The organism is Enterovibrio coralii (assembly GCF_001559595.1).
Lineage (GTDB): Bacteria > Pseudomonadota > Gammaproteobacteria > Enterobacterales > Vibrionaceae > Enterovibrio > Enterovibrio coralii.
The window spans coordinates 24,870-44,078 of sequence record NZ_LNTY01000026.1; the positions used below are offsets into that span (position 1 = coordinate 24,870).

Below are 19,209 nucleotides of genomic sequence, written 5' to 3' on the forward strand. Positions count from 1 at the left end.
CGCACTTTTGCTGCCTCATGCCTTGTTGCAAGCTTTGCGTCATAGAGCCAGATGCTCTTATTACGTAACGCATAGGAGGCACCACATGAACTTCAATCCCTCACATCGTTTCTACGCTATATTCCTTTTGCTGATGGTGTTACTGATCAGCGTGTTTCTGCCACGCGCTCATGCGAGCGGCTTGTTGAAGCCTATCAATAGCAACTATCAAGACCTCTCTATCCAGACACATGATGTGGATGTGGTCATCGAAGATGGCTACGCCACAACGTCCATCGAGCAAACGTTCTATAACCCGAACGATACCGCGCTTGAAGCCCATTACTCCTTTCCTGTGCCCAAAGATGCCGTCGTGGGGGAGTTTATCTATTGGATAGACGGCACACCGGTGATTGCCGAAGCGGTGAAAAAGAAAGAAGCGCGTAAAATCTACGAAGAACAAAAATCGCAAGGCAACGCGACAGCAATTACCGAGAAAGACGATTTTAAAACCTTCGAGATGCGTGTCTTTCCGGTTCAACCAAACCAGAGCGTGAAAGTGAAATTGGTGTATCTGCAAGATGCGCTCACCGACCATGGTATCGGTCGATACGTTTACCCAATGGAAGAGGGCGGTGTGGATGAACAACGAAACAGTTTTTGGACAAGAAACGATGCGGTTGAACAAGCGTTTTCATTCAACGTAACGCTTCGCTCAGGCTATCCAGTCGATGGTGTAAGGCTGCCAGCGCACCCCAGTGCCGTCATCACTGAAACGCCAGACGGTGAACATGTTCAGTGGCATGCCTTGCTGTCAAACCATCAAGCGTCTTCCGTTGATGAAGACGAGGGCACGTCAGGGCAATCCGTAACCCCAGTTGCTCGATTGGACAAAGACATCGTGTTCTATTGGCGTTTGCAAGATGGCCTTCCTGGTCGCCTCGATATGGTGGCATACCGCGACCCTGCAACGTCTAATAAAGGCACCGTGAAACTGACATTTACATCGGGGGACGATCTTCTACCAGTTACACAAGGTCGAGACTGGGTGTTTATTCTGGACAAATCAGGTTCTATGTCAGGGAAATACAGCACTCTGGTGGACGGTGTGCGACAAGGACTGGAGAAGCTCCCACAGCAAGACCGCTTTCGTGTGGTGATGTTTGATGACAGCACCTATGACCTGACGAATGGTTTTGTTGCTGCGAACAAAGAGAACGTGAACCGAGCATTGTCTGCTGTGGAGAATACGCAGCCTGACAACGGCACGAATCTCTACGAAGGCATGCAGGCAGCATTGAGAAAGCTCGACCAAGACAGACCAACAGGCATTGTTTTGGTGACAGATGGCGTGGCGAATGTTGGCGTGACAGAAAAGCGTAAGTTTCTCGCAATGATGGAAAAGTACGATGTACGCCTGTTCACCTTCATCATGGGAAACAGCGCAAACACTCCGCTGTTGGTACCAATGACAAAAGTGTCGAATGGCGTTGCGACCTCGGTGTCGAACTCGGACGATATTATCGGTCACTTGCTTAATATTTCGAGCAAGCTGACGCACCAAGCTTATCGGGATATCGCACTAGAAATTGACGGTGTGAAAGTGAAAGATTTAACACCTCGTGACATCAGTTCGCTCTACCGCGGAGAACAACTGGTTGTGTTTGGTCACTACTTCAAACCAGGTAAAGCGACACTTACCTTGTCTATGGACGTTGACGGAGAGACGCGTAAGTACACAACAGAGGTTGTATTGCCGGACTCAGCAACCCAAAATCCGGAGCTTGAGCGAATGTGGGCATTGTCTGCGATTAACGATCTTGAAGCGGAAATGGACTACTTCGAGCAAAAGGACAGCGACATTGAATCTGCCATTGAAGACATCGCGTTGGAGTATGGCTTATTGACAGACTATACCTCCTTGCTGGTGGTTGAAGAGGATGTGTTCACGCAATTAGGTATTGACCGAAACAATAAAGCGCGTGTGGAACTTGAGCAAAATGCGAGAGCGCAGCGTCAGAGTGACAAAGTGACCTCGAATCGTGTGGATACGCAAAAGCCAATGTTTACGCAGCCTGCACCGACGCATTCAAGCGGAGGCAGCAGTGGGGGCAGTATGGGTGGTATCGTGATGCTGATGTTGGGCGCGATGGTAATAGCAAGAAAAGCGGCGGTGAAAGCCGAGTAAGGTGTTAGCCCCACAACGCGAAGGTAGAACAAAGGCCGCGTATCGCGGCCTTTTTCGGTTAACTTAAACTGAGTCCACCATCCATGACTAGCGTGTGACCGACAATGTAACTCGATTGCTCTGAGGAAAGCCAAAAAATGGCGTTAGCGACTTCTTCTGGTGAAGCGAAGCGGCCGTTTGGTACTTGCTTAGCGACGGTTTCTCTCAAGTTGATATTGAGCTCTGCTTGTTGTTGCTCCCAACGAGGCGTCCATGTCACGCCAGGCGCGATGGCATTGACGCGGATACCTTTGCGAATGGCCTCCACCGCCACAGAGCGGGTTAATCCTTCGATGCCATGTTTTGCGGCAGATACATCGCAGCATTGGGTGTTGGGCGAATGCCATTGACTGAGCTTAAATTCACGATGGCACTGCCAGCAGGCATCAAGTTTAGCTCGTAGCGCAGGCACAACGTGTGAATCCAAAAGTCGGTGACCATGGTGCTGTATAACGCATCAATGGGTACGGAGGAAAACTCTCCGCGCGATTCCAGTTTTGGGGAGGCGTTATTTATCGCGATATCGAGGTGTCCGTAGCTCTCTCGGATGTATCCAAAGAAACGATCGGCTTGATGAACGTCTTTAAGATCAACCGGAAGATAATCGACGGCAGAAAGTTCAGGGTGAGTAGCGAGGGCTTGGTTCCATTTGTTCTCGTCACGAGAACAGGTGATAACGCGATAACCCGCTTGTTGAAACGCAAGTACTGTTTGAAGGCCAATACCGCTGCTGCCTCCGGTCACAAGAACAATTTTCATGTGTGCTCCGGCTGAACATAGGGGGTAACTTGGCGTTTAACGATGCATAAAAATATCGTCCAGCATCAGTCTTTGAGTGCTGCGAACCTTTTTGTTTTCTTCGTGTTCGTCTTGATATTGCTGCTCGCCAAGCATAATCAGAATATCAAAAAAGTACCTCACGCTACCTCTTTGATTATTCATCACTTTAAGCATAGCATCGCAGAATCTGTCTGAGTCATTTGATGTTAAATCGGACGCGATTTTTCCGATTTGCTGGCAACAATGCACGGTTCTAGGGCGATCGAGCGTGTTTGCATAGCTGATGCAATCCATCCACTCGTCACTTCTTAGCGCATCCCAAATGCGGGTCGATACTTGTGCGCGCACATCGAGTGGTGTGGTAGACAGTGCTTTTAAATAATATTTTTGGCGATTGACCTTGAGCTTATCTTGCACGCGGGGCGATTCGACATAAGAGCGCGTCAGCATGGGCATGGTCATCAAATAGAGCAGCAAAGTGAGCGTTAATGTCGCGACGAAAAAGATGTCATCCACTAAGCCGAAGGAATAACAAACGAGACCTGTGGACGCGGCAAACATCAGAAAGGCAATGGATATAGCGAGTCGGGCTTTCCAACGTGCAGTCGAAACAAAATCAGGAACGTTGCTGTTCAACGCCTGAAAAGAAATTCCTCTGAACTCCAAAGAGGGAAGCTGGGGTATAGGGAATTGCTCCTGATGCACGGTTAGATTCTCCGCCTAGATGAGTTGGTGATACTCTACCGGAATTGGTACAAAAATCGCTCGACGACCTCAAAGTTATCAAAAAAAGTTCTGATAATTCTGTTAGTTATCCTAACGGCGAAAATAATGTAGAATTATGGATTGGAGCGCTATGTATCGCTGTCTTGCTCTACCCAGCCTTGCTCCATGGCATATTTCACAAGGCCTGCCGTGGACGTCACGCCAAGCTTTTTCTTAACGCGAAGTCTGTGTGTTTCGACCGTTCTCACGCTGATATTTAGCTCGCGCGCGATGGTTTTGTTGCACGCGCCGTTGGCAATCAGCACCAGAACATCTTTTTCACGAGGCGTGGGCGTCGTGTCGTCGCTGTCGGGCTTGGTTAAGTCCGTCATGCTTTCCATCAGCGTTTCCGACACGCCTGCACTGAAGTAGGTGCCGCCGCCAGCAATCACGTCGAGAGCTTGCACCAACTCTTGTGACGAAACGTCTTTAAGCACATATCCTTTCGCGCCACCGCGCATTGCAGCGAGCACATATTCCTTGTTGTTGTGCATGCTAAGAATCACGACTTTTATCTCAGGGGCTTTTTCTCGCAGTTCGTTGAGCACGTCCAAGCCCGTTTTGTTCGGCATTGTGATGTCAGTGAGTACGATGTCAGGCTTCAATGAGAGAGCCTGTTTGATGGCCGCTTCACCATCATTGGCTGCACCAAGAATCTCGAACTGCGGTTGTCTTGATAGCCTTTCCATCAGGCCATCTTGGAGCAAGACATGATCGTCTGCGAGCAGTAGCGTAGTCATGGAAGTTCTCCTTTTCTTCTCATGTTGCCTGTTCATGGGGAGCAACGGGCAACATGGCGCGCACTTCAGTGCCTTGGTCAAGCAAGCTACTGATGCTGAAAACACCGTCTAGGTTTTCGATTCTCTCACGCATATTTTTCAGTCCCATTGAATGCGCGGCTGCTTTTAACCTATGTTCTTCGAAACCGACGCATCATCCGCGATAGTCAGCACAATTTCGCCTTCTTCCTCCTGAAGTATGATATCGACAGCTTCTGCATTCGCGTGTTTCTCCGCATTATGCAGAGCTTCTTGTGCTACTCGGTAGAGAGTGACTTCCGCCGATTTCGACACATGCTTCATATTGATGTGATGGTCAAAAAGAACTGTCATGCCTGAGCGAAGTGAGACTTCTTTGGCCAAGTCATCAAGAGCAACAAGAAGGCCAAGATCGTCCAGTAGGGCAGGTTTAAGGTCTTTGGAAATCCGGCGCAATTCCGTCACGGCTTGATCGAGCGTTTCTTGACCGAGCACTATGTTCTGGTCAAGTTCGTCCTTCGTTTTGGCTTCGCTGATGTTATCCAAGCGGTACTTTACGGATACCAGCATCTGGTTAATGCCGTCATGCAGCTCTCTGGCGATGCGGGTACGTTCTTCTTCCTGTGATTCAATTAGCTGACGATTTAGCACTTGGAGCTTTTGGCTCGCAAGCTCACGGGCATTGATGTGAATACTGGTCGCAAGGCTTGCCATGATGCCGATGGTAATCACAAGAGCGATACTCAGGCCAATGAAGGTTTTGCTAATAGTTTCCGCAATCTTGCTGTGAACAGTGCCTACTTGAGTATCGATGTCATCAATATACACACCCGTGCCGACCATCCAGCCCCACTTCTCAAGACCAATGGCGTAACTCAATTTCTTCACTTGCTCTTTTTTGGAAGGCTTGTGCCAGTAGTAATCGACAAAGCCGCCACCTTCCTGTGCGGTTCGGATCAAGGCTTGCAGTAATTTGAAGCCGCGTGAGTCTTCGACATCCCAAATATTGGTCCCCACCATTTCAGGTTGATAGGGCAAAACGAGATTGGTGCCGTCATAGGTGTATGCGAAGAAATAACCGTCCTCGCCGTACGTGAGGTTGTTGAGGATATCGATAACGGCTTGCTGGGCGTCGGTGTCATTTTCGTGGGCGGCATCATAAATTGGCGAAATAGATGCGCGTGCGAGTTCTACGTATTTCAGCAGTTCTTGTTTTTTCGACGCCAAGGTTTCTGAACGAATAACGCTGGCTTGATTTTTAGACAGGTTGTCGGATTGAATCATCACCAATCCGATAATCAGCCCAAACATCAAGAGCAAAGGCACCATGGCCAAGACCAGAATCTTGACGCGCAAAGGTGAATTTATGCCAGAAAAAGTAGTCATGTTTTAGCCGCTCAAAGTGACAACCTATGAAACCATTACGTAGTAATACGTAGACCAATTACGTACTGCTGTGGAGGCTAAGTCCGTTATCTAACTGATATTATTTTCCAAAATGTGGCGATAGGCTGGATGGTAACAAATATTTAACAGCGCAGAAAACGCTGTCATCCTCAACCTAAACAGCGGTAACAATAAATCATGCAACCAGTGATACCGCGCAGCCAAGGAGTGGACAATGAAACTGTCAGCCTCGAATACCCTCAAAGCCCTCGCGCTCGCCACCATGTGTGTCTCAGGTACAGCACTTGCCGATAAAGTTTTGCTGAAAACACCGATTGCGTTTGGCACACACCTGCCAGCATTGGGCACGCCGATTAAGTGGGTGTCAGAACGTATTGAACCGCTCTCAGGCAATACCATCCGTATGAAAGTGTACGAGCCGGGCAAACTGGTTGCGCCATTGGAAATTTTGGACGCTGTCTCTAGTGGCAAAGTGAACTCAGGCTACGCTACGGCAGGTTACTGGCAGGGCAAAATGCCAGCCGCAACATTGTTCTCCGCGGTTCCTTTTGGCCCAGAAGCACCGGAATACATGGCTTGGCTCTTTTACGGTAACGGACTCGATTTATACCAAGGCATGTACGATGAAGCAGGCTACAACGTAAAAGTCCTACCATGTGCCATTATCTCGCCTGAAACCTCAGGCTGGTTTAAAAAGCCAATCGAGAAGCCAGAAGATTTGAAAGGCCTGACAATGCGCTTCTTTGGCCTCGGTGGTCAGGTGATGGAAAAACTCGGTGTAGGCACGGTGCAATTGCCGGGCGGTGAGATCTTTGGTGCGCTAGAAAAAGGTGCGATCGACGCCAGTGAGTTCTCTCAACCTGCGATTGACCAGCGTTTGGGCTTCCACAAAATCGTGAAATACAACTACTTCCCAGGCTGGCACCAGCAAGCCACCTTGTTCGAGCTTCTCATCAACAAAGACACCTGGAACAAGATGGATGAAGACCAACAAGCAGCGGTTGAAACGCTGTGTATGGCGTCGATGACTAACTCCATTGCTGAAGGTGAAGCGATGCAGTTTGAAGCCATGCAGAAAGCACAAGAGCAAGGCGTAGAGCTTCGTTACTGGAACGAAGAAATGCTTAATCTGTTTGAAACCACTTGGTTGGAAGTGGTGGAAGAGCAGAAACAAGACCCTTACTTCGCGAAAGTCTGGAAAGACATGTCTGACTTCCGCCAAAACTACCAAATCTGGGAATCGAAAGGTTTCTTACCGCGTTCTAATTGATGATGTCCTTAAGTTTTGGGCGGCGGGATGCCGCCCACTTTTTTTCAATTGGGTGAAGGGAGCGAGTTATGACCCAGCCTTCTCATTCACCACCTAATTCCTCACCATTGGCAGATAGCATTGAGCATGTCGTTCGACTTGTAGGACGCACATTTGCTTGGAGCTACCTAGTCCTCGTTCTGGTGATTATTACTCAGGTGGTGCTTCGTAAAGTTTTCAGTAATGGGCAAATTGCCTTGGAGGAACTCCAATGGCACCTGTACGCCATTGGTGTGTTATTTGGCCTGTCTTACGCCGAAATCACAGGCACTCACGTTCGCGTCGACATTTTCTATCATCGCTTTTCTGCGCGAACCAAAGCGTGGGTTGAAGTTGTTACCGTCCTCTTTTTCGTTTGGCCTTTCATGTATGTCATCTTCATTCACTCTTTGGACTTCGTCTACGAGGCGTGGCGAGTGCAAGAGCGCTCAAACGCGCCGTCGGGTTTACCGTGGCGATGGCTAATTAAATCTGCGATTCCTTTCAGTGCTGCTTTGTTAGCCTTCGCCAGCTTGGCGAGATTGCTTCGTGCTGTGGCTGTTATTCGTCATGGAGGTAAGCATGGAAGCGAATGAGATCCTAATCTTAGGGATGTTTGGCAGTTTTATCGTACTGCTGTTTGTCGGTATTCCGGTCGCGTGGGTACTGGGTGGCGTAGGTGTCGCGTTTGCGTTCATCGGTTATTACTCTGATATCCACTTTGATACGTGGACAGGGTTAGATTTCACCACGCTTGGACTGGTGGTTAACCGACTCTACAAGATCATGGATAACTGGATATTGGTCGCGCTGCCCATGTTCATCTTTATGGGGAACATGCTCGATAAATCCGGTGTTGCTGACAGATTAATGCATGCCATGCAGGCGTTGTTTGGTCGTGTCCACGGTGGCTTAGCCATCACCGTGATGGCCATTGGCATTATCCTCGCGGCGTCGACCGGCATCATTGGGGCATCTGTGGTATTGCTGGCTACCATGTCTTTACCCGCCATGATGAAGCAAGGGTATAACGTGCCGCTTGCGCTGGGTACGGTAGCCTCGGCGGGGACGCTGGGCATATTGCTTCCGCCTTCCATCATGCTCGTGATCATGGCCGACCAATTAGGATTGTCGGTGGGTGATCTCTTCATGGGCGCCATGTTCCCAGGCTTAATGCTCGGGGCTATCTACATTGTCTATTTGCTGGTGATGGGGGTGGTGAAGTCTGATTCGTTGCCTTTGCCGGAAAATGCCAAAGGCGTGGACTGGGCGGTGATAAAAGATGTCGCAAAAGCTATCGTACCGACCTTCATGCTTATCATCGTGGTGTTGGGCTCTATTTTCGCAGGCATTGCAACGCCCACAGAAGCATCAGGTGTTGGTGCGTTTGGTGCCATCTTGCTCGCCATGTACTACAAACGCTTTTCTATCGCCGTGTTGAAAGATGTGCTGTTAGACAGCTACAAAACGACAGCTTACATCTTTGCGATTTTCATCGGTGCGACGTGTTTTGCCTTGGTACTTCGTGAACTGGGCGGTGACGAGTTTATAGAAAGTGCGTTTGAGGCGTTGCCGTTTGGTCCTTATGGCGTTGTCGCATTTATCTTGCTGGTCATTTTCCTGCTGGGTTTCTTTCTTGATTGGATTGAAATCACCCTGATTGTGTTGCCACTGTTGGCACCTGTCGTGCTTGGGTTGGATTTGGATATTGGCATGTATCCGGGGCTCGATAATCCTGAGATGGTGTGGTTTGTGATGCTGGTGGCGATGGCCTTGCAGACAAGCTTCTTAACGCCGCCCGTGGGGTTTGCGCTTTTCTATCTCAAAGGGGTATGCCCGCCGGAAGTGAAGCTTATGGATATCTACAAAGGCGTGGTGCCGTTTATTATCCTGCAGCTTATTGCCTTGGTGTTGCTGGTTTTCTGGCCGCAATTGGTGCTTTGGCTACCGTCTATTGCTTATGGCTAAGCACTACTGACTGTTACCCACAAAAAAGCCGACATGAAGTCGGCTTTTTCTCGTTTAGGGGCAATCAGCTTTTGCTGGCTGACTTACGCAGCGCTTCCAAGTTCTTCGCCGCTTTGTGCAGAACCGTATCCGCTTTGAATTTTCCTTTGCTATCTGGTTTACCTGTCGAGATACCCGTGAACAACTCAATGGCCTCGCTCACGTGATCAATAGCGTAAATGTGGAATTTTCCTTTTTCGACCGCATGGATGATGTCTTTACGCAGCATCAGGTTATGCACGTTCGAAGTAGGAATGATCACACCTTGAGAGGACTTCGGACCTTTGAGGGTACAAACATCAAAGAAGCCTTCAATTTTCTCATTTACGCCGCCGATTGGCTGGGATTGACCGAACTGGTTCATTGAACCTGTGATGGCCAAATCTTGACGCAGCGGCACACCTGAAATCGCTGAAATCACGGCACAGAACTCTGCCATCGACGCGCTGTCGCCATCCACGCCGCCGTATGACTGTTCGAACGTCAGACGGGTTGTCAGCGGGATCTTCGCCGTTTTACCTAACAGAGAAGACAGGTAAGCGGTGAGGATCATGACGCCTTTTGAGTGGATATTTCCGCCCAGTTTGACGCTGCGCTCGATATCTAAAACGGCACCTTCCCCGAATGAGGTCGTTGCTGTGATTCGATTAGGCGCGCCAAAACTGAAATCGCTGGTGGCCAGCACTGACAGGGCATTAACCTGACCAACGGCCTTACCTTTGGTATCGATCAGTGTCGTGCCGTTGTTAAAGCCTTCCATCACATGATCGCGCAGTCGACTAACACGCATGTCGCGGCTCGCCAGCGCTTTTTCAACGTGAGATGCTCGCATGACATTGGCACCTGAGCTTTTGGCTTGGTAGTTCGACTCACGCAGCAGGTTTGCGATGTCCGCAGAGTGCAGTGAGAGCTTGTCCTGATCGCCAGACTGACGAGAACTGTGCTCAATGATGCGGCCAATAGCGCCTTGGTCACAGTGCAGCAATCCATTGTCGTGACAGATGCTGGAGATGAATTTCGCGTACTTCAATTCGCTGTCATCATTACGCGGCATTTCATCTTCAAAGTCCGCAGTGACTCGGAACAGCTCGCTGAACTCTGGGTCGTAGTGCTGAAGCAAGGTGTAGGTCTGGTAATCACCGAACAGGATAATTTTCAGATCTAACGGAATTGGCTCTGGCTCAAGCGAAATGGTGCCACTCAAGGTGACTTCTCGCTCTAGCGAGCTCAAGTTCGCTTTGCGCGAGCTTAAAGCGCGTTTCAGGCCGTCCCATACATAGGGACGCTCCAGTACTTTTACCGCATCAATCAGCAGAACCCCGCCGTTTGCACGGTGAATGCTACCCGGACGGATAAGCGAAAAGTCTGTAAACACGGTGCCTTTGTAAGTCGCATTTTCGACGTAACCAAAAATACTGTGGTATGTCGGGCTGTCTTCAACCACAACAGGTGGCACATCATCTTCTTGGCTAACCAGTACGTTGACTTGATAACGACGTGGCAGCTTTTTGTCTAATGCAGCGTAGGCGAGGGCAGCTTGCTCTTCGCTTTCTTGCAAGAAGATGTCGATATTTTCAACAATATCGCCTTGCATCTCTTTGAGGTACTTTTTGACTTGCGGCAGGTCACTGTAAGCTTCAATGAGCGGCGTGATGAGATGGCTCACGACTTCCGTTGCGATTTCTTCATCCAGCTTTTGTTGTTTCTCTGCGTAGTGCTCTTCCCACTCGGTCAGTTTTCTCACTAAGCCACGAAGCTGGATTTCAAGCTCGCGAATTGCGGTGTCAAACCGTTCTTGTTCCTGCTCAGAAAGTTCTGCAAAGGTTTCTTCGGTATGCGGTTCTTCGCCGTTTAGCGCAATGAACTGGTAGTCACCCGTTGCAGTGATAGACAAACTCACACTTTGTGCATTTGCATCTTGGCTTAAGTCCGCGAGCGCACCTTCTTGCTGCTGGCTCAGGCGGTTTTTCAGCACGTCTGCACGGGAGTAATACATTTCATTGTCGAAGGCCATCGGCAGTGAGTTGCCCATTCTGCCCATCAGCTTTTCGATGTCTTTTTTCAGTTTCAGACCGCGGCCAGCAGGCAGTTGCAGCACGGTAGGCGAACGGGAGTCCTGAAAGTTGGCGACATAACACCAGTCAAAGACTGGGTGAGTGTATTGCCAATGACGATTGAGGTAGCGCATGACCATGGTGCGCTTGCCAAGGCCATTCTGGCCAACAGCATAGATGTTGTACCCTTTTTCCTTAATGGACATGGCAAACTCAACCGCTTGACGGGCACGGTCTTGACCGACGATTTCGTCGAGCGGTTCTAAATGCTTGGTTGAAGTGACGTCAAGTTTGCTCAATTTCGAAGAGCGATAGAGCTTGTCGCTAGATAAAGGCATATAAGGCATGTGCGCTCTCCTTGCACGTGTAGGTATCTTTCTTCCAGTGTAGCGTCGTTAACTTACTGATTTTGAGATAAAGAGTGCAGGATGTGCTGGCAATGTGGGCTGGCGCACTTATTTACGCATTAAGTGGTTAATAAGTGCGCAGGGTTTGTTGGGTTAAACGGGCTGAAATTAGGTTGCTGTCCAGCCTCCATCAATGGCTATCGCTTGTGCAGTGATGTTTTTTGCCGCTGGGGAGCACAAGAAAAGTGCGGTGTCAGCCATCTCACTTAACGCAATGAACGCCTTCTTCGGCATGGGTTTTAGCATGATGGTGTTGATGACTTCTTCTTCAGAAATCTGGTGGTTTTCAGCCTGCGCCTTAATTTGGTTTTCGACCAGCGGTGTTTTTACGTAAGACGGGCACAGCGTATTGATGGTGACATCATGTTGAGCGCTTTCGAGTGCGATGGTTTTAGAAAAACCCAGCAGCCCATGTTTTGCAGATACATAGGCAGATTTGTACGGCGAAGCAACCAGGCTGTGTATGGAACCGACATTGATAATTCGGCCAAAACTTTGCGCGTACATAGAGGGAAGAAAGGCACGCGTTAGCATAGCAGGGCCCGTTAGCAGGATATCAATGATGAGTCGCCACTTGTCCTCGGGGAAGGACTCTAATGCAGAGACGAATTGAATGCCGGCATTGTTAACAAGCACATCGACAGACGCGTCAACTCGCTCAGGTGCTGTGGCAATATGTTCGGAATTCGTCACGTCTAAGATGATGCCGTTTATGGTGGCATCATATTGCTGACTCAGTGTAGATACAGCCTGATCGAGTGCGTCTTGATTGATGTCTGAAAGGGTGACGCGGTAACCAGCTTGTGCGAATCCTTCCGCCATGCCATAGCCAATTCCGCTTGCGCCACCTGTTATCAAAACGTGTTTTGTAGACATAGTTGCTTCCTTCTCATGGTCAGTTTTTACACTATGACTCTGTGAGTAAAGCAGCAATCCGTATAAGTACGCAATTTGCCAAAAGTTTGCGCTTGCTAGGGTTAGCAGCCCCTAGGCTTTTTTGGGCATGAACTTCGTGATGATGTTGACGACAAAGACCACTAAAACCCCAGCGATTAAACCAATAACGCCATTTAAAATCGTTGGCAGCAGTGCAGAGACGATCGAGCCTACTGAAGGGATAAGGGCAGTTTCTTGTGCTGCATCGGTGATGAGCTCAGAGAGTACGTGCACCCCGTGTGTCAGGATGCCACCGCCAACCAAGAACATCGCAAGGGTGCCGATAAACGAGAGCGATTTCATCAACCAAGGCGCGAAAGCGAGTAAACCTCGGCCAATGCCTTGCACCATGGCCGCTTTTTTCTGGCTCAGATACAAACCGACATCATCAATTTTTACGATAACCGCAACCAAGCCGTAGACACCCGCGGTCATCAAAAAAGCGATGCCGAACAGGGTAATGACTTGAGTGAGGAAGGAGCTTTCCGACACCACGCCGAGGGTAATCACGATGATCTCTGCCGACAGAATAAAATCGGTTCTGATCGCGCCTTTTACCTTCTGAGCTTCTTGTTCAGCGGCGTTGAGGGTGACTGCATTGTAGTCAGGCTTTTCCTCAGGTTTTGGTGCAGTGTGGGCATGCGCGTCTTTTTTGTGAAAGAAGCTGTGAATCACTTTCTCTGCACCTTCAAAGCACAAGAACAAACCCCCTAACATCAACAACGGGGTGATGAGCCAAGGCGCAACAGCACTGATGGCTAGCGCAGCAGGAACCAGTATGAGCTTGTTGATAAAGGAGCCTTTGGCGACCGCCCAGACGACAGGCAGCTCGCGATCGGCTTTCACACCGGAGACTTGCTCTGCGTTAAGTGCTAAGTCATCACCCAACACACCGGCCGTTTTCTTGGCGGCGACCTTACTCATCACCGATACATCATCGAGGATTGTGGCAATGTCGTCTAGTAGTGTCAGTAAGCTTGCACCAGCCATATTGGCTCCTTGTTAATCTACAAAAAAGTCAGGGGCGGATAACCGCCCCTGATTTTTTTCACTGAATACGTTTTCGTGAAATTATAGCTGTTGCTCGATGGCTGACAGCAGAGCGTCGATGTCTGCTTTCGTCACGTCTTTATGCGTAACAAAACGCATTGCTTTGTGAGAAGGAGACACCAGAATACCTTGCTCTTTTAGCACTTTAGCAATCGCATGGATATCGATATGCTGTGCAATATCCGCGTAAACAATGTTTGTTTGCACTGGATAGATAAACGTATTAAAACCCGGGATCGCACCAAGATTCTCAGACAGATAGCGTGCGTTGTCGTGGTCATCTTTGAGACGTTCCACATTTTCAGTCAGTGCCATCATGCCAGCGGCTGCAAGAATGCCTGCTTGACGCATACCGCCGCCGACCATCTTACGAAGGCGACGTGCACGTTGAATATATTCTGCGTCACCCAACAGAAGAGAGCCGATAGGCGCACCGAGGCCTTTTGACAGACAAATTGTCATTGAATCAAAGTGCTTGCTGATTTCAGTGATATCAACATTCAATGCCACACTCGCGTTGTAGACGCGAGCACCATCAAGATGCAGTTTCAGGTTGTGCTGGTTTACAAATTCGCGGGCTTTTGCCAAGTAATCCAGAGGAAGCACTTTACCGCCGATGGTGTTTTCAAGGCTCAACAGTGTTGTGCGTGCAAAATGCACATCATCCGGTTTTACTGCCGCAGCCAGCTTTTCAAAACACAAGGTACCGTCTTTGTTGTTTTCGATCGGTTGAGGTTGAACAGAGCCTAAAACCGCCGCACCGCCAGCTTCATACTTGTAATTGTGCGCTTGTTGACCGCACAAATATTCGTCACCACGGTCACAATGTGCCAGAATACCTAGCAGGTTTGCTTGCGTTCCAGATGCAGTAAACACAGCCGCTTCGAAACCATGACGTTCCGCCGCCCATTTTTCCAGTTCATTGACTGTCGGGTCATCTCCGTAAACGTCGTCGCCGACAGGCGCATTGGCCATTGCTTCACGCATTCTTTGGTCTGGCTGAGTTACCGTGTCTGAACGAAAATCAATCATTTCTATCTATCCTGATTACAGCGTTGATCTTGCGTCAAGATTACTCTTGTTCGTTGAAAAAGTAATTACATAACAGCGTCAAATTACGAAGATGTCCTCATGTTGAGTCAATCAGGATAGTCCGTCAGGGAAGGGAGGCTAAGTATGGATTTATCGTGGTTATTTATTTCATTGGCATGTTTGGTGACAGGCTTCTCTAAGTTCTCGATAGGGGGCTTGGGACTGATCATTTTGCCCTTGATGATGCTCGCATTTCCGGGGCCGGAAGCCCTTGGCGTTATCGCACCTATCTATCTGCTAACCGACTTGATGGCAGTCGTCACTTATCGCAACAATGTGAACTGGCGGGTACTGGCAAAACTCATTCCGTTTGGCGCGGTGGGCATCTTTGCGGGCACCTTGGTATTGGGCAGCATTAACCCCTCCACATTTGTGACTGTGCTGGGTGGGCTGATCCTCGCCTTGCTTGCTCTGTCGCTATGGCTGGATTACCACCCGCTGCCGATTTTTACCAACCGCTATGCTGCGGGGATTGCAGGAACGGTGTGTGGCTTTACAGGGATTTTAGCGAACGCAGCAGGGCCTCTGATGGGGCTTTTCCTGATTGAACAAAAAATGGAAAAGTCAGCCTATATCGCTACTCGAGCATGGATATTCCTGACGCTCAATGTCATGAAACTCTTTGGCCTGATCAGCTTGGGATTGTTGAATATGGAAACGTTGCAAGGCAGTGCGGTTGGCTTGCCAGCTTTGTTCTTGGGAATGTTTTTGGGTCACAAACTGTTTGCGGTTATCTCTGTCGAGCAGTTAAAGCTCATCGTGCGTGGCGCGATTTCGCTAAGTGCGGCACATCTATTGTTCTTTCGGTCGAACTGATTATCCCATTTGCCAAAAACAAAAAACCGCAGCCAAGGCTGCGGTTTTCTTTTGCTTCGAATGAAAAGGCTTAGCTTTTCAGAAGTTGCCAGTAGCGGTTGTAGATAGCCACAGCGTCGCCAACATCGTTGGTGAACTCGCCTTTTTCTACATCAGCGTCTGACGGGAAAATCATGTTGTTTTCGGTGTACTCAGCAGTCAGCTTTTCTTTCGCGCGCTTGCTTGGTGCTGGGTAGCCAAGTTCTTCAACCATTGCCGCTTGGTTTTCTGGGCGGTACAGGAAGTCGATGAACTTATGTGCCAAATCGACTTTTTCCGCACCCTTAGGAATGATGAAGTTGTCCATCCACATGATAGAGCCTTCTTCTGGGTACACGTACTCAATGGTGTCCATCTCAGCTTTCGCTAGGTACGCGTTACCATTCCACTGTTGACCGATACCGACTTCGCCAGTCACGAAAGGCACGTGCGGCGCATCTGAGTTGTAAACCACAACGCTTGGGCGCAAGTCTTTCAGCATTTCGTATGCTTCTTTGATCTCTGCCTCGTTGGTGGTGTTGATGCTGTAGCCTTTGGCTTTCAGTGCCATGCCGAACACGTCACGCACGTCGTCCAGTAGCATGATTTGGCCTGCGTACTCGTCTTTCCACAGATCAGCCCACTTGGTGACGTTGCTGCCATCTACGATGTCGCTGTTGTAGCTGATCGCAGTGACACCCCAGATGTACGGCAGGGAGTAGTCGTTGTTTTTGTCGAATGGCTGACCCATCAGGCCAGGATGATGTCTTTGACATGCGGGATCTTCGATTTATCGATTTTCGCCAGCATGCCTTCGTTACTCATACGCTCAATAAAGTACGTTGATGCGAAAGCAAGATCGTACCCTTTGCCGTCAAGCAACTTCAGCTTGGTATACATGGATTCGTTGTTTTCAAACGTCGAATAGTTCACCGTCACATCATATTCTTTCTCGAACGCTTCAATCACGTTCATGGGCATGTACTCGGCCCAGTTATAGATGTTTAGGACTTCGCTGTTTGCAGAAACATTGAAAGACACAGTTGCGGTAAGTGCGATGCTCGCCGCTTTCACCCCTTTAAGATATTGGTTCATTTTGTATTTGTCCTTAAGCGGTATACCCAAACTACCTTAAGGCGCAGGCCCCCTGTCCTAGGGAACAGCTACGGGCTAAGAGGCACTACTCCGAAGTCGATCCTTTGACTTCGTCATTAAGCAGAAACCACTAACTTAACCCGTCATTCTCAGCGAAAAGCACCTTGAGGTAGTTTGGGTAAATACCAAGCTGAAAATAGAGCGCGCATCATCTGGATAAGTGGCGATTTAGTCAACGAAAACCTATTGGCAATTAGTAACAAATTGTGCACACGTCACACCTTGCATAATGTCCTTGCCAGCAGTGAGGGTTGGTGCGAATATTCGCCATCTTTTTTTCCACTTTTAGCTTCTTTAATTAGGATGTAATCGCAAAATGGCGAAAGAACACGGGTATATCGATAGCTACTACCAAGCGACTGCAAACGTATTGCCTGAGCAACCAGAGCTGACTTCTGATATTCAGGCTGACGTTTGTATTATCGGTGCGGGTCTTACCGGCACGAACGCGGCAATTGAGCTGCGTAAAAAAGGACTGAGCGTGGTTGTTCTGGAAGGACAACGTATCGCATTCGGCGGCTCAGGCCGTAACGGTGGTCAAGCGCTGGTGGGTTACTGTCTGGGTCTGCGTGAAGTTGACGAGGAGTACGGTCCAGAGTGGGGCAAACAGCTGTGGGATCTGTCCGTTGAATCTATCGATATTATTCGTGAGCGCATTAGCGAGTTCAACATCGACTGTGACTTCCAAGAAGGTTACATCGAACTGGCACTGAATAAAGGCCAAGAAAAAGAGCTGAAGTCTTGGCATGAGCTAAAGCACGGCCGTTACAACTACCCAGTAGCGCAATGGTGGGACACCGACAAGATTGAAGAAGTGGCGAACACTCGCCGCTACTTGGGCGGTCTGTTCGATCCTAACAGCGGTCACGTTCACACGCTGAACTACACATTGGGTTTGGCGCAAGCTGCAATTTCTGTTGGTGCTGAAATCTACGAGAACAGCCCAGTGATCAAACTGGAAAAAGGCGCAGGCGTAAATACTGTTAAAACAGCGAAAGGCAGCGTGAAAGCGAAGCAGGTTCTGCTGGCGTGTAACGCATACCTAGATGGTCTGCACCGTAAAGCGCAGTCAAAGGTACTGCCGGTGGCGTCTTACATTGCCGTCACTGAACAACTGGGTGATCGTCAGCCAATCACCAATAAGATGGCAATGTCTGATCTGAACAACTGTCTGGACTACTTCCGCCCAACCGCGGATGGCCGTATTTTGTTTGGTGGCGTGAACCACCCATTCAACGGTGAGTACCCAGATAGCCAAGATCGTCTGCGTCAGCGTATGCTGAAAGTCTTCCCGCAGCTGGCTGATGTGAAGATGGAATACCACTGGGGTGGTCTGTTCGCCGTAACGCGCAGCTACATGCCAGAAATTCGTCACTTGGGTAATGACATCTACACTGCCCACGGTTACACAGGTCACGGCGTTGGCCTGACAAACATTGCAGGCCGTGTCGTTGCGGAAGCAATGGCAGGACAGGCTGGTCGTTTTGACGTGTTCTCTCGTATTGATCACGGCTGGATTCCAACACCTAAAGTATTGCGTAAGCCTGCTCTGGCAATGGCAATTTGGAAAGCAAGATGGAAGATGCTCTGGCGAGCTAATTTGCTGTCGTGTATTTTTCTGAAAAGGGTGGCTTCGGCCGCCCTTTTTTATTGGGGTTCGACCTTTTACCCGCTTCGTTTGGGTATAGTGTTAAAAAGGGAGGAAGCGATGCAAGGCGATCTATTTGAAGAACACGGCTGGATAAACATTCCAGATGGTTTGCTTTATTGGCAACCGAATTTTATTCAGCAAGATGAAGCCGATAAATTGTTTGCGTTGTTGTCGGATTCCCTTCCTTGGCAACAATTACCTATCACTATGTTTGGCAAAGAAGTGCTTCAACCGAGAATGCAGGCTTGGTTTGGAGAGGCCTATACCTATTCAGGGCTGGCACTCACGCCAGCAAAAATGCCCCCGGCACTGGTTGCGCTCAAGGAAAGATGTGAAGACGTGGCAGGCATTGCATTCAACTCGGTCCTCGCCAACTTGTATAGAGATGGCCAGGATTATATGGCTGGCACCAAGACAATGAACCTGAGTTAGGTATGGCTCCTTCCATTGCGTCTTTAACTCTCGGCGACACTCGGCGCTTTGTACTGCGCCATTTGCACTCAGGAGAAAAGAGGGAATTTGCGTTAAATTCTGGCTCATTGCTTATTATGGCGGGTAAAACACAAACTTATTGGCAACATTCGGTGCCCAAGACCGCTAAAGTTAGGGGGCCGAGAATCAACCTGACCTACCGACATATCAATTTCCAATGAAAAAATTGCGTGAATAAGCCGCGATTTGCTCGATTTATATCGTCTTTGCTGTGTATTTGAGCGAACGAACATTGATTTCAAAAAATAGTGTTGACTAGATCACGTGAATCCGTAGAATGCGCACCGTACCGCAGCGGAAGGCAACTTACTCAAGCGGAACTGGAAA

Annotated in this window: 13 protein-coding genes and 4 pseudogenes; 7 read left to right on the plus strand and 10 right to left on the minus strand. The window is 49.1% G+C overall.

The features are described from left to right. The first annotated feature begins 85 nt into the window (after positions 1–85). On the plus strand, positions 86–2,167 hold the full coding sequence (locus tag ATN88_RS08550; protein ID WP_067414199.1) for a VIT and vWA domain-containing protein: 2,082 nt from the start codon (positions 86–88) through the stop codon (positions 2,165–2,167). Between the two features lie 58 nt (positions 2,168–2,225). Here ATN88_RS08550 and ATN88_RS08555 read toward each other — a convergent pair. The 5 genes and pseudogenes from ATN88_RS08555 to ATN88_RS08570 form a co-directional block, all read right to left on the minus strand. Beyond that, a pseudogene (locus ATN88_RS08555) lies at positions 2,226–2,965 on the minus strand (SDR family NAD(P)-dependent oxidoreductase). Between the two features lie 36 nt (positions 2,966–3,001). Next, positions 3,002–3,691 (minus strand): hypothetical protein, encoded by a 690-nt coding sequence (locus ATN88_RS08560; protein WP_067414202.1) that lies wholly within the window; start codon positions 3,689–3,691, stop codon positions 3,002–3,004. A 149-nt stretch (positions 3,692–3,840) separates the two neighbouring features. Further along, a complete protein-coding gene (locus ATN88_RS08565; protein ID WP_067414205.1) occupies positions 3,841–4,491 on the minus strand; it encodes a response regulator in 651 nt (216 codons plus the stop codon). A 19-nt stretch (positions 4,492–4,510) separates the two neighbouring features. Further along, a complete protein-coding gene (locus ATN88_RS28215) occupies positions 4,511–4,639 on the minus strand; it encodes a hypothetical protein (protein WP_269748121.1) in 129 nt (42 codons plus the stop codon). Positions 4,640–4,656: 17 nt separating this feature from the next. Next, positions 4,657–5,895 carry a cache domain-containing protein gene (locus ATN88_RS08570; protein ID WP_232312995.1) on the minus strand — a complete coding sequence of 413 codons (1,239 nt, stop codon included), beginning with the start codon at positions 5,893–5,895 and terminating at the stop codon, positions 4,657–4,659. 283 nt (positions 5,896–6,178) lie between these two features. Between ATN88_RS08570 and ATN88_RS08575 the strand changes: the two genes are divergently transcribed. The 3 genes from ATN88_RS08575 to ATN88_RS08585 all read left to right on the plus strand — a co-directional run bounded on the left by ATN88_RS08575 (position 6,179) and on the right by ATN88_RS08585 (position 9,172). Next, positions 6,179–7,186: a TRAP transporter substrate-binding protein gene (locus ATN88_RS08575; protein WP_232312997.1), complete on the plus strand. Its 1,008-nt coding sequence runs from the start codon at positions 6,179–6,181 to the stop codon at positions 7,184–7,186. Positions 7,187–7,254: 68 nt separating this feature from the next. Continuing rightward, positions 7,255–7,800 (plus strand): TRAP transporter small permease subunit, encoded by a 546-nt coding sequence (locus ATN88_RS08580; RefSeq protein ID WP_067414211.1) that lies wholly within the window; start codon positions 7,255–7,257, stop codon positions 7,798–7,800. Beyond that, positions 7,787–9,172 (plus strand): TRAP transporter large permease, encoded by a 1,386-nt coding sequence (locus ATN88_RS08585; RefSeq protein WP_067414214.1) that lies wholly within the window; start codon positions 7,787–7,789, stop codon positions 9,170–9,172. Before ATN88_RS08580 ends, ATN88_RS08585 begins: the two co-directional genes overlap by 14 nt. A gap of 64 nt (positions 9,173–9,236) precedes the next feature. On the opposite strand, the gene ATN88_RS08590 is transcribed toward ATN88_RS08585, so the two are convergent. From ATN88_RS08590 to ltaE, 4 genes are all read right to left on the minus strand, one after another. Continuing rightward, positions 9,237–11,612 (minus strand): Lon protease family protein, encoded by a 2,376-nt coding sequence (locus tag ATN88_RS08590; protein ID WP_067414217.1) that lies wholly within the window; start codon positions 11,610–11,612, stop codon positions 9,237–9,239. Positions 11,613–11,780: 168 nt separating this feature from the next. Beyond that, positions 11,781–12,548, minus strand: coding sequence for a 3-hydroxybutyrate dehydrogenase (locus tag ATN88_RS08595; RefSeq protein ID WP_067414221.1), 768 nt, complete (start codon positions 12,546–12,548; stop codon positions 11,781–11,783). A 111-nt stretch (positions 12,549–12,659) separates the two neighbouring features. Next, positions 12,660–13,598 (minus strand): DUF808 domain-containing protein, encoded by a 939-nt coding sequence (locus ATN88_RS08600; protein ID WP_067414224.1) that lies wholly within the window; start codon positions 13,596–13,598, stop codon positions 12,660–12,662. 81 nt (positions 13,599–13,679) lie between these two features. Continuing rightward, entirely contained in the window at positions 13,680–14,690 is a 1,011-nt protein-coding gene (gene ltaE / locus ATN88_RS08605; RefSeq protein WP_067414227.1) for a low-specificity L-threonine aldolase, read from the minus strand. A 144-nt stretch (positions 14,691–14,834) separates the two neighbouring features. Between ltaE and ATN88_RS08610 the strand changes: the two genes are divergently transcribed. Next, positions 14,835–15,566, plus strand: coding sequence for a sulfite exporter TauE/SafE family protein (locus ATN88_RS08610; RefSeq protein WP_067414230.1), 732 nt, complete (start codon positions 14,835–14,837; stop codon positions 15,564–15,566). Positions 15,567–15,636: 70 nt separating this feature from the next. Here ATN88_RS08610 and ATN88_RS08615 read toward each other — a convergent pair. Continuing rightward, positions 15,637–16,679: pseudogene (locus tag ATN88_RS08615) on the minus strand (ABC transporter substrate-binding protein). 376 nt (positions 16,680–17,055) lie between these two features. Here ATN88_RS08615 and ATN88_RS08620 point away from each other — a divergent pair. Both ATN88_RS08620 and ATN88_RS25505 read left to right on the plus strand, forming a co-directional pair. After that, positions 17,056–18,338: pseudogene (locus tag ATN88_RS08620) on the plus strand (NAD(P)/FAD-dependent oxidoreductase). A gap of 109 nt (positions 18,339–18,447) precedes the next feature. Next, positions 18,448–19,043 (plus strand): annotated as a pseudogene (locus ATN88_RS25505) (alpha-ketoglutarate-dependent dioxygenase AlkB family protein). Positions 19,044–19,209 lie beyond the last annotated feature (166 nt).